This window comes from Pseudomonas sp. NPDC087598, from assembly GCF_044743525.1.
In the GTDB taxonomy this organism is placed as follows: Bacteria; Pseudomonadota; Gammaproteobacteria; order Pseudomonadales; family Pseudomonadaceae; genus Aquipseudomonas.
Map to the genome: position 1 here is coordinate 1 of NZ_JBIUWQ010000085.1, position 16,341 is coordinate 16,341.

At 57.6% G+C, this 16,341-nt stretch carries 18 protein-coding genes and 2 pseudogenes; 9 read left to right on the plus strand and 11 right to left on the minus strand.

Going from position 1 to position 16,341, the window contains the following annotated elements:
- Window positions 1-128: 128 nt before the first annotated feature.
- Window positions 129-272: pseudogene (locus ACIOWE_RS28085) on the minus strand (PAAR domain-containing protein); the annotation flags it as partial.
- A gap of 156 nt (window positions 273-428) precedes the next feature.
- Between ACIOWE_RS28085 and ACIOWE_RS28090 the strand changes: the two are divergent.
- On the plus strand, window positions 429-758 hold the full coding sequence (locus ACIOWE_RS28090) for a hypothetical protein (protein ID WP_201236908.1): 330 nt from the start codon (window positions 429-431) through the stop codon (window positions 756-758).
- A gap of 19 nt (window positions 759-777) precedes the next feature.
- Here the strand turns inward: ACIOWE_RS28090 and ACIOWE_RS28095 are convergent, their stop codons facing one another.
- Window positions 778-1,146, minus strand: coding sequence for a PH domain-containing protein (locus ACIOWE_RS28095; protein WP_401398111.1), 369 nt, complete (start codon window positions 1,144-1,146; stop codon window positions 778-780).
- Between the two features lie 162 nt (window positions 1,147-1,308).
- Here ACIOWE_RS28095 and ACIOWE_RS28100 point away from each other — a divergent pair, with 162 nt between their 5' ends.
- Both ACIOWE_RS28100 and ACIOWE_RS28105 read left to right on the plus strand, forming a co-directional pair.
- Window positions 1,309-2,067, plus strand: coding sequence for a hypothetical protein (locus ACIOWE_RS28100; RefSeq protein WP_401398113.1), 759 nt, complete (start codon window positions 1,309-1,311; stop codon window positions 2,065-2,067).
- 71 nt (window positions 2,068-2,138) lie between these two features.
- A complete protein-coding gene (locus tag ACIOWE_RS28105; RefSeq protein ID WP_401398115.1) occupies window positions 2,139-4,058 on the plus strand; it encodes an alkaline phosphatase D family protein in 1,920 nt (639 codons plus the stop codon).
- Window positions 4,059-4,095: 37 nt separating this feature from the next.
- On the opposite strand, the gene ACIOWE_RS28110 is transcribed toward ACIOWE_RS28105, so the two are convergent.
- The gene (locus ACIOWE_RS28110) at window positions 4,096-5,268 is read right to left on the minus strand and encodes an aspartate aminotransferase family protein (protein WP_401398117.1); all 1,173 of its coding nucleotides are present in this window, start codon (window positions 5,266-5,268) and stop codon (window positions 4,096-4,098) included.
- A gap of 102 nt (window positions 5,269-5,370) precedes the next feature.
- On the opposite strand from ACIOWE_RS28110, the gene ACIOWE_RS28115 reads away from it, so the two are divergent.
- From ACIOWE_RS28115 to ACIOWE_RS28125, 3 genes and pseudogenes are all read left to right on the plus strand, one after another.
- A complete protein-coding gene (locus tag ACIOWE_RS28115; protein ID WP_401398119.1) occupies window positions 5,371-6,276 on the plus strand; it encodes a LysR family transcriptional regulator in 906 nt (301 codons plus the stop codon).
- A gap of 55 nt (window positions 6,277-6,331) precedes the next feature.
- Complete coding sequence (locus ACIOWE_RS28120) at window positions 6,332-6,736, plus strand: GNAT family N-acetyltransferase (protein WP_401398121.1); 405 nt, start codon at window positions 6,332-6,334, stop codon at window positions 6,734-6,736.
- A 60-nt stretch (window positions 6,737-6,796) separates the two neighbouring features.
- Window positions 6,797-7,312, plus strand: a pseudogene (locus tag ACIOWE_RS28125) (DUF6622 family protein).
- 1 nt (window position 7,313) lies between these two features.
- Here the strand turns inward: ACIOWE_RS28125 and msrA are convergent.
- Genes msrA through msrB form a run of 3 tightly spaced genes read right to left on the minus strand, consistent with a single transcriptional unit; the run spans window position 7,314 to window position 10,404 of the window.
- Window positions 7,314-8,018, minus strand: a complete 705-nt coding sequence (gene msrA, locus ACIOWE_RS28130; protein WP_401398123.1) for a peptide-methionine (S)-S-oxide reductase MsrA — start codon at window positions 8,016-8,018, stop codon at window positions 7,314-7,316.
- Window positions 8,019-8,033: 15 nt separating this feature from the next.
- Window positions 8,034-9,842 (minus strand): cytochrome c biogenesis protein DipZ, encoded by a 1,809-nt coding sequence (locus ACIOWE_RS28135; RefSeq protein WP_401398125.1) that lies wholly within the window; start codon window positions 9,840-9,842, stop codon window positions 8,034-8,036.
- Window positions 9,843-9,885: 43 nt separating this feature from the next.
- Entirely contained in the window at window positions 9,886-10,404 is a 519-nt protein-coding gene (msrB, locus tag ACIOWE_RS28140; protein ID WP_401398127.1) for a peptide-methionine (R)-S-oxide reductase MsrB, read from the minus strand.
- A 150-nt stretch (window positions 10,405-10,554) separates the two neighbouring features.
- On the opposite strand from msrB, the gene ACIOWE_RS28145 reads away from it, so the two are divergent.
- The 3 genes from ACIOWE_RS28145 to ACIOWE_RS28155 all read left to right on the plus strand — a co-directional run bounded on the left by ACIOWE_RS28145 (window position 10,555) and on the right by ACIOWE_RS28155 (window position 13,602).
- Entirely contained in the window at window positions 10,555-11,265 is a 711-nt protein-coding gene (locus ACIOWE_RS28145; RefSeq protein WP_401398129.1) for a response regulator transcription factor, read from the plus strand.
- Window positions 11,262-12,782: a sensor histidine kinase gene (locus tag ACIOWE_RS28150; RefSeq protein ID WP_401398131.1), complete on the plus strand. Its 1,521-nt coding sequence runs from the start codon at window positions 11,262-11,264 to the stop codon at window positions 12,780-12,782. The genes ACIOWE_RS28145 and ACIOWE_RS28150 overlap by 4 nt, the downstream gene beginning before the upstream one ends.
- Window positions 12,783-12,900: 118 nt before the next feature.
- The gene (locus ACIOWE_RS28155; RefSeq protein WP_401398133.1) at window positions 12,901-13,602 is read left to right on the plus strand and encodes a hypothetical protein; all 702 of its coding nucleotides are present in this window, start codon (window positions 12,901-12,903) and stop codon (window positions 13,600-13,602) included.
- Window positions 13,603-13,671: 69 nt separating this feature from the next.
- Here ACIOWE_RS28155 and ACIOWE_RS28160 read toward each other — a convergent pair whose 3' ends face one another.
- The 5 genes from ACIOWE_RS28160 to cyoD all read right to left on the minus strand — a co-directional run.
- Complete coding sequence (locus tag ACIOWE_RS28160) at window positions 13,672-14,163, minus strand: RidA family protein (protein WP_401398135.1); 492 nt, start codon at window positions 14,161-14,163, stop codon at window positions 13,672-13,674.
- A gap of 200 nt (window positions 14,164-14,363) precedes the next feature.
- On the minus strand, window positions 14,364-14,678 hold the full coding sequence (locus tag ACIOWE_RS28165; protein WP_401398137.1) for a helix-turn-helix domain-containing protein: 315 nt from the start codon (window positions 14,676-14,678) through the stop codon (window positions 14,364-14,366).
- Entirely contained in the window at window positions 14,675-15,019 is a 345-nt protein-coding gene (locus ACIOWE_RS28170) for a toxin (protein WP_401398139.1), read from the minus strand. The genes ACIOWE_RS28165 and ACIOWE_RS28170 overlap by 4 nt, the downstream gene beginning before the upstream one ends.
- Before the next feature lie 115 nt (window positions 15,020-15,134).
- Window positions 15,135-16,022 carry a heme o synthase gene (gene cyoE, locus ACIOWE_RS28175; protein WP_053123579.1) on the minus strand — a complete coding sequence of 296 codons (888 nt, stop codon included), beginning with the start codon at window positions 16,020-16,022 and terminating at the stop codon, window positions 15,135-15,137.
- 11 nt (window positions 16,023-16,033) lie between these two features.
- A partial coding sequence (gene cyoD / locus ACIOWE_RS28180) for a cytochrome o ubiquinol oxidase subunit IV (RefSeq protein WP_401398141.1) occupies window positions 16,034-16,341 on the minus strand: 308 nt, incomplete at its 5' end.

Below are 16,341 nucleotides of genomic sequence, written 5' to 3' on the forward strand. Positions count from 1 at the left end.
TCACTTGCGCTAACCAGTTTCAAAGTCCTCGTCAGCGGGAGGCGAATAATACAGGACTGGAATCCGTGGTCAACCCCTCTTCTGAAAATTCTTTTCCCTTACCAGAGAGTAATCAAAATGCCGCGCTTGCCCATAAGCTGGGCGTCACCCTGACGCGCAGCGGGAAGGCCATCAAGGAAAACGTCAGAAGAGCCTGCCGCAATAGAATTGTTACCGTGCCCAGGTAAAGGACAACTATATGGATCACTCCTATGCGCTGCTGGCGTCGCCACTCTGACCTCCTGCCAAAAATCCTTGTAAGCTTCATTACCTCACGGAACAGCCTGCTGATCAGGAATCGTGGGGCGGTATACTTGCTTGAATTCAACGACCATTCGCCTGCCGGAGTGCCATTAGGTGTCCGGCGAGATCCTCTAAAGGTCCACAGTATGGAAACGTCACTGGAAACAGTCGCCCTTTTCTCCCTCAAACTCGCTTATGAAGAAGAAGGCCTCAGCCCGATTTTGCGGGACGACATGGTCATGGGTGACTATCAGAAAGACATTTTCGAACTGCTGGTGCGCCGGGGCGATGTGCAGACCATCCAGTTCAAAATGAACGAATGTCTGGGTTTGGCGATGGACGCTTTGGGTGGTGTCGAGAAACCGCTCGGGCGTGAGCTGCACAAGCTTTCAGCCGATTTGAGCCAGGCGCAGTCACTGGAGCAGCTTGATCAGCCACTCCTCGCGCTCAAGGGTTACTTGAAAGACATTCTGTAATCGAACGCGCCACGCGCACTTACAATAGATGCTTGGAGATGTACTTCGAAATCTCCACCATCGACGTTTTCCCGGTGAACTCGAACTTCACCTTCCCCAGCGACGAAAAATAAATCTCCAGTTCCGAGTCCAGATCAAACGTTCCGGAGGTCTCCACGGAATACGCGACAATGTTCTTGTACGGCAGTGAAGTGAAATCCTTCTTGCTGCCGGTGATTCCCTGCACATTGACCGCGATGATGCGTTTGTTGGTGAACACCACGCCATCGCGCATGGCTTTATAGGAATCGATCACCTCTTCACCCTCCAACAGCAACGCCGTCACGCGTTCGGCGTACTCGTCGTTCTGCTTGAGTTTGAAGAAGCCTTTGTTGGTGAAGTCGCTCATCTGTCCATCCTTTGATTGAGAAAGATCCGCCATCATCAAAGTCCGTTACGTGGATGAAGAGCGTGGCGCGACGCTACTATTTTGTTATCTTGCCGTCCATCTTCAGCGCGGCTCATCAGTGCGCGCTGCATCAAGGTTTTTGCAGGTTAAGGAAAGGATCGAATGGAGTTTCTGTGTCTACTCGCATTTTTGGCGGCATGGGGTTTCATGTGGCGCTGGGTGGTGAAGAACCGCGGTAACTGGAATCTGTTTGTCGGCAACGTTCTCGGGGCGGGAGCGGGTTTTATTGTCGGTATTGTGGTGTTCTCCATCACGCTTTCACTGTTCGCGCCGGAGAGCAAAACTGCGAAAAAGCAGATTCAAGAGACTGTCACTCAAGAGGTCGCGCCAGTTGCGGCGAAGCCTGAACCTGTTCCGACACCGGCCGCCGTTGCAGTCGCGCCACCTGCACCTGCACCTGCACCTGAGGAATTTCCGTCCTTTGTTGCCGGCAAACCACAGAATGAACCTTCACCACCCGAGTCCGCTTTGCTGCCGAACTTCAGCGAACGCCTACCCGCTTCACTGGCAGAGAAGGACTTCAAGGACACCGTGGGCAACGACTTCGCTGTTTTGCGCAGACTGGCCGGCAACAATCCGAATGCCGACAAATCCCTGATGGCGTTCATGATTTGCGAGCCCTTCATCAAGAGTGCCATGCGCTTTTCAGCGTCGACGGTGATCTCGAGCGCCAGGGACGCCAGCAGCCAACGCTTCAAGGATCAGACCTACACCGTCAGCAGTACCGCCACTGCCCGGAACATGTTGGGTGACGATGTCAGCTACCGTTTTGACTGTTCAGTGCAGCAAGTGGACGGCAACGATGCGGGCAAGGCTGCGTGGCGACTGCTCGATCTGAAGTTGAAGAAGAGCGACTCTTAAGGCTCACTTAAGGGATCAAGGCGCCGGCTGCGCTATCATCGCCGGCCTGTGCGCCTTGAGCTTTGACCCGGATGTCCCCGACCCTTGATGACCTGAACCCGCTGCCTGCTGTTTTGGCCGGCCCGCTGCTGCGACGGCTGGAGCCGACACGACTGGTGCTGTGGCTGGTCGGTACGCGTCCGCTGTCGCTGACTTTGCGCCTGCAAGGTGTAGGAGATATCTCTCTCGATTCTGGGAAATGCACGGTCATACCCGTAGGCAGTCGGGCGTTCGTTCATCTTATCGATATCACTCTCGATAGCGCCCTGCCCTGCGACACACAAATCGACTACGACCTGCTGATCGATGGCCAGGAGCAGATTGTCGATTGGGCCCCGCATCTTGTGTATGGCAATGCCGCTTGCCCGAACTTTGTCCTGCGCTCACGAATCGATCAATTACTTCACGGCTCCTGCCGCAAACCGCATCACCCGGCGGCGGATGGTTTGCTGTGTGTCGATCAACTGCTGGCGGCGCAAACCGATCCGCAACAACGTCCGGCGCTATTGATGATGAGTGGCGATCAGGTCTACGCCGATGACGTTGCCGGCCCGATGCTGCGGGCAATCCATGCCTTGATTCAGCGCCTCGGCCTGTTCGACGAACACCTCGAAGGCGCCGTGGTCAGCGACAGCGCGAAACTCTACGAGCACCCGGCCAGTTACTACCACCGTTCGGATTTGTTACCGGCACTGGAGAGCAACGATACTTTGCGTGAGCGATTTTTCGGCGGAGCTCGTAAGCCGATTTTCACCAGCAGCAGCGCCGACAATCACCTGGTGACGTTTGCCGAGATCATGGCGATGTACTTGCTGGTATGGTCACCGGTTGCGTGGACACTGATCAATCCGCAGCCTCCAGTACTGACGCCGGATCGCCTCAAGCGATATGCACTCGAACAGACCCGCATTGATGCGTTCAAGGCTGGCCTGGGCAACGTCGCCCGAGCATTGGCACATTTGCCGAGCCTGATGATTTTCGACGATCACGACATCACCGATGACTGGAACCTTTCCGCGCAATGGGAGGAAACGGCCTACGGCCATCCGTTCTCCAAACGCATCATCGGCAACGCGCTGATTGCCTACATGCTCTGCCAGGGCTGGGGCAATAACCCGGATGCCTTCAAGGATGTACTGGAGAAAACCCGCCGCCTGAGCGCCAGTGGCGATGACCACTACCTTGACCGCCCGCTGCAGGATGAGCTGATCGATACGCTGCTGCGCTTTCAGAACTGGCATTTCGTGATGCCGACCAGCCCGGCGCTGGTTGTGCTCGACACCCGCACCCGACGCTGGCGCAGCGAAATGACGCTCAAGCAACCGTCGGGTCTGCTCGACTGGGAAGCCTTGAGCGAACTGCAGCAGGAACTGCTGGATCACCCGTCCGCGATCATCGTTTCGCCCGCGCCGATTTTTGGTGTGAAGCTGATTGAAACGGTGCAAAAAGTCTTCAGCTGGTGCGGTTATCCACTGCTGGTGGATGCCGAAAACTGGATGGCCCATCGTGGCGCCGCGCAGGTGATCCTGAATATTTTCCGACACACACGTACACCGGGTAACTATGTGGTGCTGTCCGGTGATGTGCATTATTCCTTCGTCTACGAAGTGCTTATCCGACATCGCAAGGCCGGCCCGCGGATCTGGCAGATAACCAGCAGCGGGATCAAGAACGAGTTTCCGAAAACCCTGCTGGAATGGTTCGACCGCCTCAACCGCTGGCTCTACTCACCGCGCTCACCACTGAATTGGTTTACTAAACGCAGGCTGATGCGCATCGTGCCGTACACACCCGAACATGCCGAGGCGGGTGAGCGACTGTGGAACTCAGCGGGGATCGGCCAGGTGTTTTTCAATGAGCAAGGGCAACCGCGCGAGATCATTCAGCACAACTCGAATGGAGCGACGAAGACACGGATGCTGGCGCCAGACTTGTCGGACTATCCGAACTAAGTCTTTGCTCGCTCCCACAAGGGGCATCGGATGCCTGTCAGTGAGTTGTTACTGCCCGCACCACTCCCCTGACAATCATCTCCACCTCCCGCTCATCAATCGTCAGCGGCGGCAGCAGCCGTATGGTCTTGCCGCGCGTGACGTTGATCAGCAACCCGTGGTCCCGCGCCGCGATCAGCGTCAGGTCACGAATCGGCTGTTTCAACTCGATGCCGATCATCAGACCCTGACCACGAATCGCCAGCACATTCGGGTTGTCCGCCAGCTCTGCGCGTAACCGGCTCAACAGACGTTCACCCTGCACACGCGCATTTTCCAGCAATCCTTGTTCTTCGATGATATCCAGCACCGTGCAACCCACTCGACAGGCCAGCGGATTGCCGCCGAACGTGCTGCCATGGCTGCCGGGCGTGAACAGATCCGCCGCCCTGCCCCGCGCCAGACAAGCGCCGATAGGGACGCCGTTGCCAAGTCCTTTGGCCAGTGTCATGACATCCGGGACGATGCCTTCATGCTGAAACGCAAACCACCGGCCGGTGCGGCCTATGCCAGTCTGGATTTCATCGAGCATCAGCAGCCAGGCATGACGATTACACATTTCGCGCAGGGCTTTCAGATAACCCGGCGGTGCCAGCTGTACGCCGCTTTCGCCCTGGATCGGCTCGACCAGAATCGCGACGATCCGCTCGCCGTGCTTGCGCTGTACTTGCTCCAGCGCCGCGAGATCACCGAATGGCACTTTAACGAAATCCCCAGGTAGCTCGCTGAAACCCAGACGCACCGCCGGGCCATCGCTGGCCGACAATGTTCCCAGCGTACGGCCATGAAACGCGTTAGCCATCACCACAACCAGCGGCTCCTCGATGCCCTTGCGCCAGCCGTATAACCGCGCCAGCTTCAGAGCGGTTTCGTTGGCCTCGGCCCCGGAGTTATTGAAGAACGCCCTGTCCATCCCCGACAACTCAGTCAGCCGTCTGGCCAGCTGTTGCTGCCAGTCGATGCTGTACAGATTGGAGGTGTGCAGCAGCAATCCCGCCTGTTCGCTGATCGCCGAAACAATGCGCGGGTGCGAGTGGCCTACGTTGGTCACTGCCACACCGGCAACCGCATCCAGATACTCGCGACCGGCCTGATCCCACAGGCGAGTGCCCAAGCCTTTGGTGAAACTCAGGGCCAATGGTTGATAGGTGTTCATCAGGGCGGCGGTCATGACTTCAAACTCCAGTGAAGGTCGGTGTGATGTCAGTATGGTTAGCCACCAGAACTGGATAAACTCGGCAAAACTTCAATCATTTAAAAGCTGGACTTGATAATGGACCTGTTTCAGTCGATGGGCGTCTACGTCAAAGTGGTCGAAGCGGGGAGCATGACGGCGGCCGCGCTGCAGTGCGACATGTCGACGACGATGGTGGGAAATCACCTGCGCGCGCTGGAGCAGCGGCTCGGTGTGCAACTGCTGCAACGCACCACCCGACGTCAGCGCCTGACTGAATTCGGCAGCGTTTACTACCAGCGTTGTCTGGATGTATTGGGGCTCGTGGCGGACTCCGAGCGCCTCGCCGAACAGGCCCTTGATGAGCCGCGAGGCCTGTTGCGCATCACCGCGCCGCTGACCTTTGGCGTGGAGCGGCTGGCCCCTGCGCTCAGCGAATTTTCCCTGCAATACCCGCAGGTAAAAATGGATGTGGTGCTGACCAACAGCCGTCCGGATTTATTGGAAAGTGGCCTGGATGTGGCCTTTCGTCTGGGTCACTTCGAACAGTCCAACCTGATCGCCAGGCCGCTGATCGACTACACGCTGACTGTGTGCGCCTCCCCGCAATACGTCGAGCGACGCGGTATGCCGAAAACCCCTGAAGACCTGCAACAACATGACTGCCTGTCGTTCGCCTATCCTGCGGGTGATGACTGGCAGTCAGTGGAAAAACGCTGGCGCCTTAGTGGCCCGGATGGGGAAATCATGATCGACGTCAGCGGCCCGATGCTAATGAACACCTCCGCAGGCCTGCATCAGGCTGCACGCACCGGCATGGGCATCGTCATGCTGCCTGACGCATTGGTGGAGCAGGATCTTTGCGAAGGAAAACTGGTGAAAGTCATCCCCGATTACCAACCGCCCAGCCGTCCATTGCACCTGCTTTACGCCCCTGATCGTTATCGATTGCCGAAGCTTCGGCGCTTTGTCGAATTCGCGATGAAAACCTGGGGCAGATCCTGATTGCGTGGATAACCAACCCCACACTCAAATGAGTACAGACAAGGAGTCGACCGGCATGAACAACAACCTGACCCTTCGCGACCTGTTGCCCGCCGAAACAGAATCGGTACGACAGTTTCTCGAGCAACATGGCTGGGGACACCGAACAGGTTCCAGCGAACACTTTGCACAACTCATCGAAAACTCCCAACGCACTGCCATCGCGCTGAACGGTGAGCAAATCGTCGGTTTCGCCCGAGGCATCACTGATCATTTATCCAATGGCTATCTATCGATGGTCGTTGTCGACGGGCGACATCGACGCCGAGGGATTGGTCGGGCGCTGGTTGAGCACGTGATGGGCGACAATCCCGATATCACTTGGGTACTGCGCGCCGGCCGGGAAGGTGCCGGGGCTTTTTTTGCCGGCCTGGGTTTTGAGACGTCGGTGATTGCAATGGAGCGGCCGCGATTAAAATAAGCGGCGCCCGCCCTGGCACCGCTATGATCCGGTTTCTCTTTCCAGCACGGACGCTGCGCGATGCTCGCCACTCTACAAAATACCCCCTTGTGGGTTTATGCCGTTTTTCTGGTTCTGGTGTACTTCGGTCTCAAGGCCCGCAAACCGCAACACGAAAGCCGGTTTTCCCTGCTATCGACGCCGCTGGCGTTGTTGGCCTGGTCGCTGTTGTCGTTGAACCTGACGGATGACCCAGGCTTGAGCCTGAGCGGCTGGCTCATTGCTTTATTACTGGGCGTCCTCTCGGCATGGCTGATTTTCCCGAACAAAGGGGTAAATCTTGATGATCAGGAAACCGGATTGATCGTGCCGGGCACCTGAAAAGCGCTGATTCTGCTCCTGCTTTTTTTTGCCGTGAACTACTACTTCGGCTATCAGGATGACGTGCACCCGGAGCGGGCTGCCGCCCCGGATATGTTGTTGTTCAAAGCCATTGCATCGGGTTTTATCAGTGGTCTGGTGAGCGCTCGCTCACTGAAATATTACCGCTTGCTGCGCATCCTTCAGGCTCAACGCCCTTTATTGGGCAGCCAATGATTCAGGAGCCGCTTTTCACTAACACCGGTTTCTCTTGATAGCGCTGAGCAAAAACCTGCTTCAGATTTGCCACCTTCGGCATGTCGTTGATTGCGATGTACGGATAGCTCGGATGTTCTGTCAGGAAGTCCTGGTGATAGTCCTCTGCCGGATAGAAGCCGTTGTAGGTTTCCAGTTTGGTGACGATCGGTTTGTTGAACGCATGGGCCGCGTCGAGTTGGGCAATGTAGGCTTGCGCCACGCGCTGCTGATCGGCGTTGACCGGAAATAATGCCGAGCGATACTGCGTGCCGCTGTCCGGGCCCTGACGGTTGAGTTCAGTGGGGTTGTGGGCCACGGAGAAGTAAATCTGTAACAGGCTGCCGTAGCTGACCTGAGTCGGATCGAAAGTGACCTGTACCGACTCCGCGTGGCCGGTATCGCCCTCGCTGACCCGCTCATATTGCGCGGTATCCGCCGCGCCACCGGCATAACCCGAAAGCGCTTTTTGCACACCTTTGACGTGCTGAAAAACTCCCTGTACGCCCCAGAAACAGCCGCCGGCGAACACCGCAGTTTCACTGTGCGCTTGAGTGTTTTCGTCGAGGGCCGGCGCTGGCAGAACCACCGCCTCCTCGCCGCCGAAGGAAAACGCCGAGCATTGACCGACCACACCCGCCATCGCGACGCCCAGCAACAGACAACGCCAGACACTTTGAGTTTTCATGTTGTGCACTCCTGATCAGCCGAAGGTAAAGGCGTAGGCCGACACGCCCGGGTCAAGAAATTCGATGGTGAAGGTTCGATCCTTCACGCCGTCCGTTTGCCGCACCAGTTGATACAACCGCTGCTCGGTGACACGACCACTGCCATCAGGGGCAACATCGACACCGTGAGCGTCACCCGGTGCGCGGCCATCAATCGAGACTTTGAAACGCACCGGTTTGCCCTCCGCGCCCGGGCCCAGCACCAGGTGCAGGTCGCGGGCATGGAATCGGTAGACGATACGACTGGCCGCCGCGCTGGCAGTCGCGCGCTCTGCCCCAACGGCCCATTGCCCGCCGAGGCTCCAGTCGTTCAATGCCAGATTGGCAGGTGGGTTGTAGGCTGCGACCTTGTCAGGCACAAGGTTGGTTTGCGCTACGAAATGTTCCGCCCGCTGGTAGCCGACATAGGTTTCCGGCGATTGCACTTCGTTCATGTCCGGCGCCAGTTGCACGCCCTTGGCATCGGCATTGATCAACCCATCGGCGACCGTCTTCGCCCCCGCTTCACGCAGCAATTGCTGTATGACTCGCTCCGACTCGGCGTAGTCCCCTTCGCCAAAATGGTGGTAACGAATGCGTCCCTGCGCGTCAGCAAAGTAATGTGCCGGCCAGTATTCGTTATTGAAGGCACGCCAGATCTTGTAGTCATTGTCGATGGCTACCGGGTAAGTGATACCCAGGTCCTTCATCGCTTTGGTGACGTTGCCCACGTCGCGCTCAAAGGCGAATTCCGGCGCGTGTACCCCGATCACCACCAGGCCTTGATCGCGATACTTTTCGGCCCAGGCTTTGACATACGGCAGAGTGCGCAGGCAGTTGATGCAGGAGTAGGTCCAGAAATCGACCAGCACGACTTTGCCCTTCAAAGCCTGAGCATCGAGTGGCGGTGAGTTGAGCCACTGCACGGCGCCATTCAGCGGCGGCAACTGACCTTCAACGGGCAAGGTGCCCGGCGCCTTGGCCGCCATTTTCATCGCGCCCCCGGCGGCCATCATGCTGCCATTTGCTGTGTCATCCGCCGTAGGAATCTGCGCCATCATCGTGCTGTTCGCGTTGGTGGACTTATCCGAAAGTTTGCCGACCAATACCTGTTCCAGACCACCGGTGGATGCCGTCGAAAGCCGAGCGAGAACCCCGGTATCGAGGCCGAGAGTAATCGCCGCGACCCCGGCCAACATCAATGCACCCAGCCCTCGACGGATCCATTCACCGGTACCGATCGAGCGTTTCATCAGGGCAAAAACCTTACCGCCCAGCAGTAGGGCTGCGGCCAGCGAAGTCGCGGCACCCGCCGCGTAGGCGAGCAACAACAGCGTGGTGGCGATGCTTGCCCCTTGCAGCGCGGCACCGGTCAGAATCAGTCCGAGAATCGGCCCTGCGCAAGGCGCCCAAAGCAGGCCCGTGGCGACGCCGATCAGGAACGAAGCGCCGGGACGCGGACGATTGTCCTGGCCGGCGGCCAGCGACAGACGACTGCCGGCCGACACCAGCGGCCGGGTCAAGCGCTCGGCCACTCGCGGCAGCAGCAATGTCAGCCCGAACAGTGCAACGAACAGCAACGCGAGCCAGCGACCGTACTGATTGACTTGCACCACCCAGCCGCCGCCCACCGCCGCCAACGAGGCGACGAGCGCGAAGGTGACCGCCATCCCCGCCAGCAGCGGCAAGCCACTCTTGATAAACGGCTGCCCGGTGCGAGCGAAGACAAAAGGCAGAACCGGCAGGATGCACGGGCTGACAATCGTCAGCACACCACCGAGATAAGCGAGAACCAAGAGCCACATAGTGTCGTCCTGTTTGAAGTGAAGATCGCAAACGCGCCATGGCTCAAGCCGCCACGGCTTTGAAAGTCATCGCCAGGCCATTCATGCAATAACGCAGGCCGGTGGGTTTCGGACCGTCATCAAAGACATGACCGAGATGACCACCGCAGCGCCGGCAGTGAACTTCGTCACGGGTCATGCCAAAGGAGCGGTCCTGACGCGTGGCCACCGCATGCTCCAGCGGCGCCCAGAAACTGGGCCAACCGGTCCGGCTGTCGAATTTGGTCGCGGATGAAAACAGCGCCAGCTCACACCCGGCGCAGGCAAATGTGCCGGCACGATGCTCGTCGTTGAGGGGGCTGGTGTAGGCACGCTCGGTCCCCTCCTCCCGCAGGATCTCGAATTGCTCGTCGGTCAGAATCGAATGCCATTCGCTGTCGCTATGCGTCACCTCGAAGGCTTCGTCGGCATGTGCTTCGCTGACCAGTGCGGTGCCAGTCGACAATTTTGGCAATACACCTGCCAACAGGGCTGCAACCCCTAGCCCGCTGCTCGCTACGAGAATCTGTCGCCGTGAAAACATGGCCGTCTCCGAAATTCCAAGTGTCTGTTCTGGAACACAGCCTAGGCTTGGGTTGATCGCCAAATCCTCACGGGAAGTTAACGAATTCGTGATAACTCGCCCGGAGGAAAACCCGCACAATGCGCTCATTGCGCCGAAGGATTGAGCTTCATGGAACAGACCAAACGCATCCTGGTGGTCGAGGATGACCAACACATCGCCGATCTGATTTGCCTGCATCTGCGCGACGAGCACTACGAGGTCGTGCACTGCGTCGATGGCGACGAAGGCATGCGCCTGCTGCAACAGGGACACTGGGACGCATTGATCCTCGACCTGATGCTGCCGGGTGTCGACGGTCTGGAAATCTGCCGCCGCGCCCGGGCCATGACACGCTACACGCCGATCATCATCACCAGTGCCCGCTCCAGCGAGTTGCACCGCATTCTTGGCCTGGAACTGGGCGCCGACGATTACCTCGCCAAACCGTTCTCGATGCTCGAGTTGGTGGCACGGATCAAAGCCCTGCTGCGCCGTGTCGATGCCATGGCGCGCAATCTGAAGATGGATGCCGGTAGTCTGAGCCTCGACGGCCTGAACATCGACCCGATCACTCGCGAAGTCAGCCTCGAGGGTCAGCGCCTGGATCTCACGCCACGGGAGTTCGACCTGCTGTATTTCTTTGCGCGCCAACCCGGCAAAGTATTTTCGCGCATGGACCTGCTCAATGCCGTGTGGGGTTACAGCCACGAGGGCTATGAACACACCGTCAACACGCACATCAATCGCCTGCGGGCGAAGATCGAAAAAGATCCGGCGCAACCTTCGCGCATCCTCACCGTGTGGGGTCGCGGCTATAAATTCGGTACCGAGCAGCCATGAAACTGACCCTGACACAGCGCCTGTCCCTGGTATTCGCCGTTCTGTTGCTGGTGTGCTGCGGCACATCCGCATGGTTGCAGGTGCGCTCCAACCAGATGCATGAACTGGAGGTGGTGCAAGGCCTGTCGCGGGATCTGGCACGACACATTGCCCATGACACCGTGCTGATGGACAGCAATGGCCTGATGCCTGGTGCGGTGCGTGAACTGTTCAGTCAATTGATGTTGGTTAATCCGAGTGTCGAGGTGTACCTGCTCGACACCGAGGGCCGTATCGTCGGCAACGCCGCGCCCGAAGGAAAGATACGCCGGCAGCAGGTCGATCTGGCACCGATCCGCCAACTGCTCAATGACCAGCCATTGCCGATCCTCGGCGATGACCCGCGCAGTGTCGATGGACGCAAGGTGTTCAGTGCCGCGCCATTGCAGGTCAACGGCAAAGCCGCCGGTTATCTCTATGTGGTGCTGCTCAGCGAAGAGCATGACCGCTATGCCGAGCGCGGTGCCACCAGTGCCGCGCTCAACACGGCATTGCTGTCGATCGGACTGGTTGCGCTGCTCTGCCTGATTGCCGGTCTGACCGCATTCAACCTGATCACTCGGCCACTGCGGCGCCTGACCGAAACCGTCAGCCGCTTCGACATCGACGGTGCACCGCAAAGCCTGCACGCGGCATCGACACCTGTGGATAAAAGCGCTGACCCGGACGAGATCGCCGTGCTCGATGCTGCTTTCCGGCAGATGCAAAACCGGCTCGGTGAACAGTGGCGTTCGTTGACCCGACAGGATCAGGAGCGGCGCGAACTGGTGGCGAACATTTCCCACGACCTGCGCACCCCGCTGGCCTCGCTGCACGGTTATCTGGAAACGCTCTCGCTCAAGGACGCCACCCTGCCTCCCGAAGAGCGCCGCCGTTATCTCGGCATCGCTCTCGATCAAAGCCGCAAGGTCGGCGGGCTGGCGCAATCGCTGCTGGAACTGGTGCGTCTGGAACACGGTTTTGTCCAACCGATACCGGAACGCTTTTCGCTGATTGATCTGGTGCAGGACATCTTCCAGAAATTCGAACTCACCGCCGAAGCGCGACAGGTCGAACTCAAAGCCCATTTCGTACCGAACCTGCCCACCGTCTGCGCCGACCTCGGTTTGATCGAGCGAGTACTGACCAATCTTGTCGACAACGCATTACGCCATACACCCCAGGGTGGCGAAATCGAACTGGATCTGACGCCACAAGCAGCACTGGTTGAAGTAACGGTCAGCGACACCGGGCCCGGTATTGCGCCGGAGTTGCGTGAAGGTCTGTTCCTGCGCCCGTTCAATATCGGCGGTGCACGTCGCGACGGTGGTTTGGGGCTGCGAATCGTGCACCGCATTTTGCAACTGCACGGGCGCAAGATTCAGTTGCTGGACGTCACCGGGCGCGGCGCGACATTCCGCTTTTCACTGCCGACCGATCAGCAAACCGCCGAACAATGGATGGTGCGCTCGATGAACCTCGACACTCCTGGCAAATAGTTGGGACCGCCGGCCCGTTGCTCCGTGACAACGCCGCCCCGCTCCCCTAAATTAGTCGACCTGAAAAAGCCCTCGTGCTTTCTCATCTCCACTCAAGTTAAAAAGTAGTGAAATTTCAATGTCCGATTTCAACACCGCTGAATCCGTAGTTACCGAATCGTCCAAAGCGGAATACGAAAACTCCATCAATCTTTCACAACATCTGCCACAAGCCAAAATCATCAGTGAAATGGTCTTGGACGCTTTTCAGTCGAACCGCGAAAGCGACCAGATCCGCGAGCTGCGCGCCGCGATCCGTCAGGCTCATGACAGCTTCGATGACGACAAGGCCTACGAGCTGATGGGCGAACTCAAGGCTCTGAAAGACGCCGAAGCCGCCGACATCGCCGCACTTGAAGACCTGAGCAGCAAGTTCTCGATCGGCCGCATCCTGTCCTGCTTCAAGGACGATCCGGCATTCCAGGAAATCGTTTACGGCCTCGCCCTCAAAGTGCTGAACCAGACCCATCAGGCGATCAGCAACCCGAGCGGTGGCAAGAGCAAGGCTGCGAAGAAGAAAGAAGTCGAAATTTTCACCATCAGCAAGGACGGCATCAGTGTAACCCTGCCACTGCGCACGCCGCGCTCGCGCCTGAACGTTGATCGTGCAGCACTGGAATTCCTCGGTTTCGCCTTCGTCGGCGAAGGCGAAGAAGCGGAGCTGGAAAGCGAAGTCTTCGTTGATAACGCCGGCACCGAACAAGCCGTCAACCGCAAAAACATCATCACCGCACTGCAACAGCAGACCGCGTTCGATGGTTACAGCATCGCCGCTCAGTAATATTTCGGCGCTGACAAAAAAGCCCCGCACTGAGATTCAGGCGGGGCTTTTTGCTTTCCGGCCTGGGGGTCATGCGTCGGAGTGCAATGCCGCAATCATGTCGACTTCAATCGCCGCATTCTTCGGTAACTGATACACACCGACGGTGGTACGCGTGTGCCGGCCGGCATCGCCGAGCACATGGCTGAACACGTCCGATGCGCCGTTGGCCACTTCACTCAGGTCAACAAAGTCCGGCGTCGACTTCACATACACGGTGACCCGCAGCAATGCCTTGATCTTGTCCAGCGAACCGACTGCATCGACGATCAGCGCCAGACAACGCATCGCACTGATGCTCGCGGCGGCCTGGGCATCCTTCAGGGTTAATTCCAGCCCGACGCGACCGGGATACTGAATCTTGCCGTGAGTACGCGGCACCATGCCGCTGATGTACAACTCGTCATGATGACGGATCAGCGGCGCGTAATTGCCGCCGGCCGTGTTCTCACCATAGATGTCGTAGTTCAGATCCTGGGCCAGGGCAATGAAGCGTTCGTCGCAGGTCATCCTCTCAGTCATTTCGCCCAGCCTTTTGATCAAAGCATGAAAAAACGCAGGTTAAGACAGTTAAGCACCAGCAAATGGCATGGCGCTATCACTGTCGCATTTGGATCCAAATCTAGGGGTTTTATCCTTTATCCGCAACCTGCGACGATAGAAACGACAAAGCCCCTTGCCTCTTTCGACGCTCGGGGCTCTACATGAATCAGTACTGCGGCTTACACAGCGCTCAACCGCTCAACCATATCGGGGAATTTTTCCACCAGCCGTATCAGCAAGGCCGCTTGCGCATTGGGTTTCGACTTTTCCTGCTCCCAATTTCTGAGTGTGCTGGGACTTGTCCTGATTCGCTTGGCGAAAACGGCTTGGGACATATGCAACTTTTCCCTTAGAGCAACAATTTCTTGAGCTCCAACCTCCGGAACCGGCTTGTCCTCAAGCACTGTATTACGCAGTGTGATTTTGCCTTCGCGTTGAGCCGCCATCTCATCAACGCCCTGCATCAATTCTGCAAACAGGTCGCGTTTTTTCATGGGGTACCTCGTGTTTTCAATTCTTTATCTATGGCTTTCTTGAGCGCCCTTTCTTGTTCGGCGGTCAGTTTTTCAAGCTCATCTTTGTCGTAGATGGCAAACATCCAGAACTGGCCATCATTCATAAGCCAATAATAGAGAACCCGCAAGCCGCCTCGCCTACCTTTGCCGCGTCGAAAATCTGCCCAGCGCAATTTTCGGAAACCACCCGTTCGCGGCATCACGGCGCCTGCCAGCGGATTGTCCTGCAGATAACTCTGCAATTCTCGGTATTCATCATCTGTCAGGTAATGACCGACGCTAGCGGTAAATATTGTGGTTTCAAAAAAGATAGTTCGCATGAGCAAACTATAGGCAAATCGCCTATAGAAAGCCTATCAACAAATCGCGCTGTAGATAAACAAAAAACCCCGCACATCTCTCAATGTGCGGGGTTTTTCTTCAAGCCTTTGAGCCTTAAGGCGCGTACGTCAGCAGCAGCTCGGCTGGCACCTTGAAGTCCAGGGACATCATGACGCTCAACGCAGTGATGGTGAAGATCGAGAACACGAACAGCTTGCGTGCCCAGACCGTGTCATCCACTGCCTTGTAACCGGTCCAGGCCATGTACAACCAGTACATGCCCATGGCCGCGGCGACCGCTAGGTAGCTCATGCCGGCGTAACCGCTGAAGGTCAGCATCAAGGTCGCCACGAGGAACGCCAGGATGTAGAGCAGGATGTGCTTCTTGGCCACTTGAATCCCGCGCTTCACTGGCAGCACCGGAATCGATGCGGCCAGGTAATCGTTGAAGCGGAAGATCGCGATGGCATAGGAATGCGGCATCTGCCACAGGCTGAACATCACCAGCAACGTCAGTGCGGCCATGTCGAAGCTGTTGGTTACGGCAACGTAACCGATCACTGGCGGCATGGCGCCCGACAGACTGCCCACCAGCGTGCCGTGAACCGACTTGCGCTTGAGATACAGGCTGTAGAAGCCGACGTAGATAACGAAGCCGATTACTGCGAACAGGGCAGCCAACGGGTTGGCCACCTTGTACAACAATGCAACGCCGAGAACACCCAGAATGGTCGCGTAGACCAGGGCCAGTTTCAGGGAGATCAAGCCCTGGACCAGCACCCGGTTCTTGGTGCGTTCCATCTTCAGGTCGATGTCGCGGTCGATGCAGTTGTTGAACACGCAACCGGAGGCGACAACCAGGGATGTACCGATCATGGCAGCGAGAAACACCGCCAGATCGACATGCCCTTTCGAGGCCAGGAAAAACCCGCCTGCCACAGAAAGCACGTTACCGAAAATGATCCCCGGTTTGGTGATTTGGATAAAGTGCTTGAGCGACATCGGGTCTTACCTCACTTCGCCATCATGTAGGTGTGGATGCTGAACATGATCCACAACGACAGGCCAACCAGCAGCACAATCACAATCGCCGTAAAGACGAATGCAATCACGTTGTTACGCTGAGCAATGGAACGGTCCAGGTGCAGGAAGTAATACAGGTGAACGATCACCTGGATCACTGCGAACAGCAGGACGATTGCCAGCGTGGTGGCCTTCGGCAGGCTCGGGTACATCACCAGACCGAACGGGATGACGGTCAGGATCACCGACAGGATGAAGCCGATGGCGTACGACTTTACGCTGCCGTGGCCAGCATCAT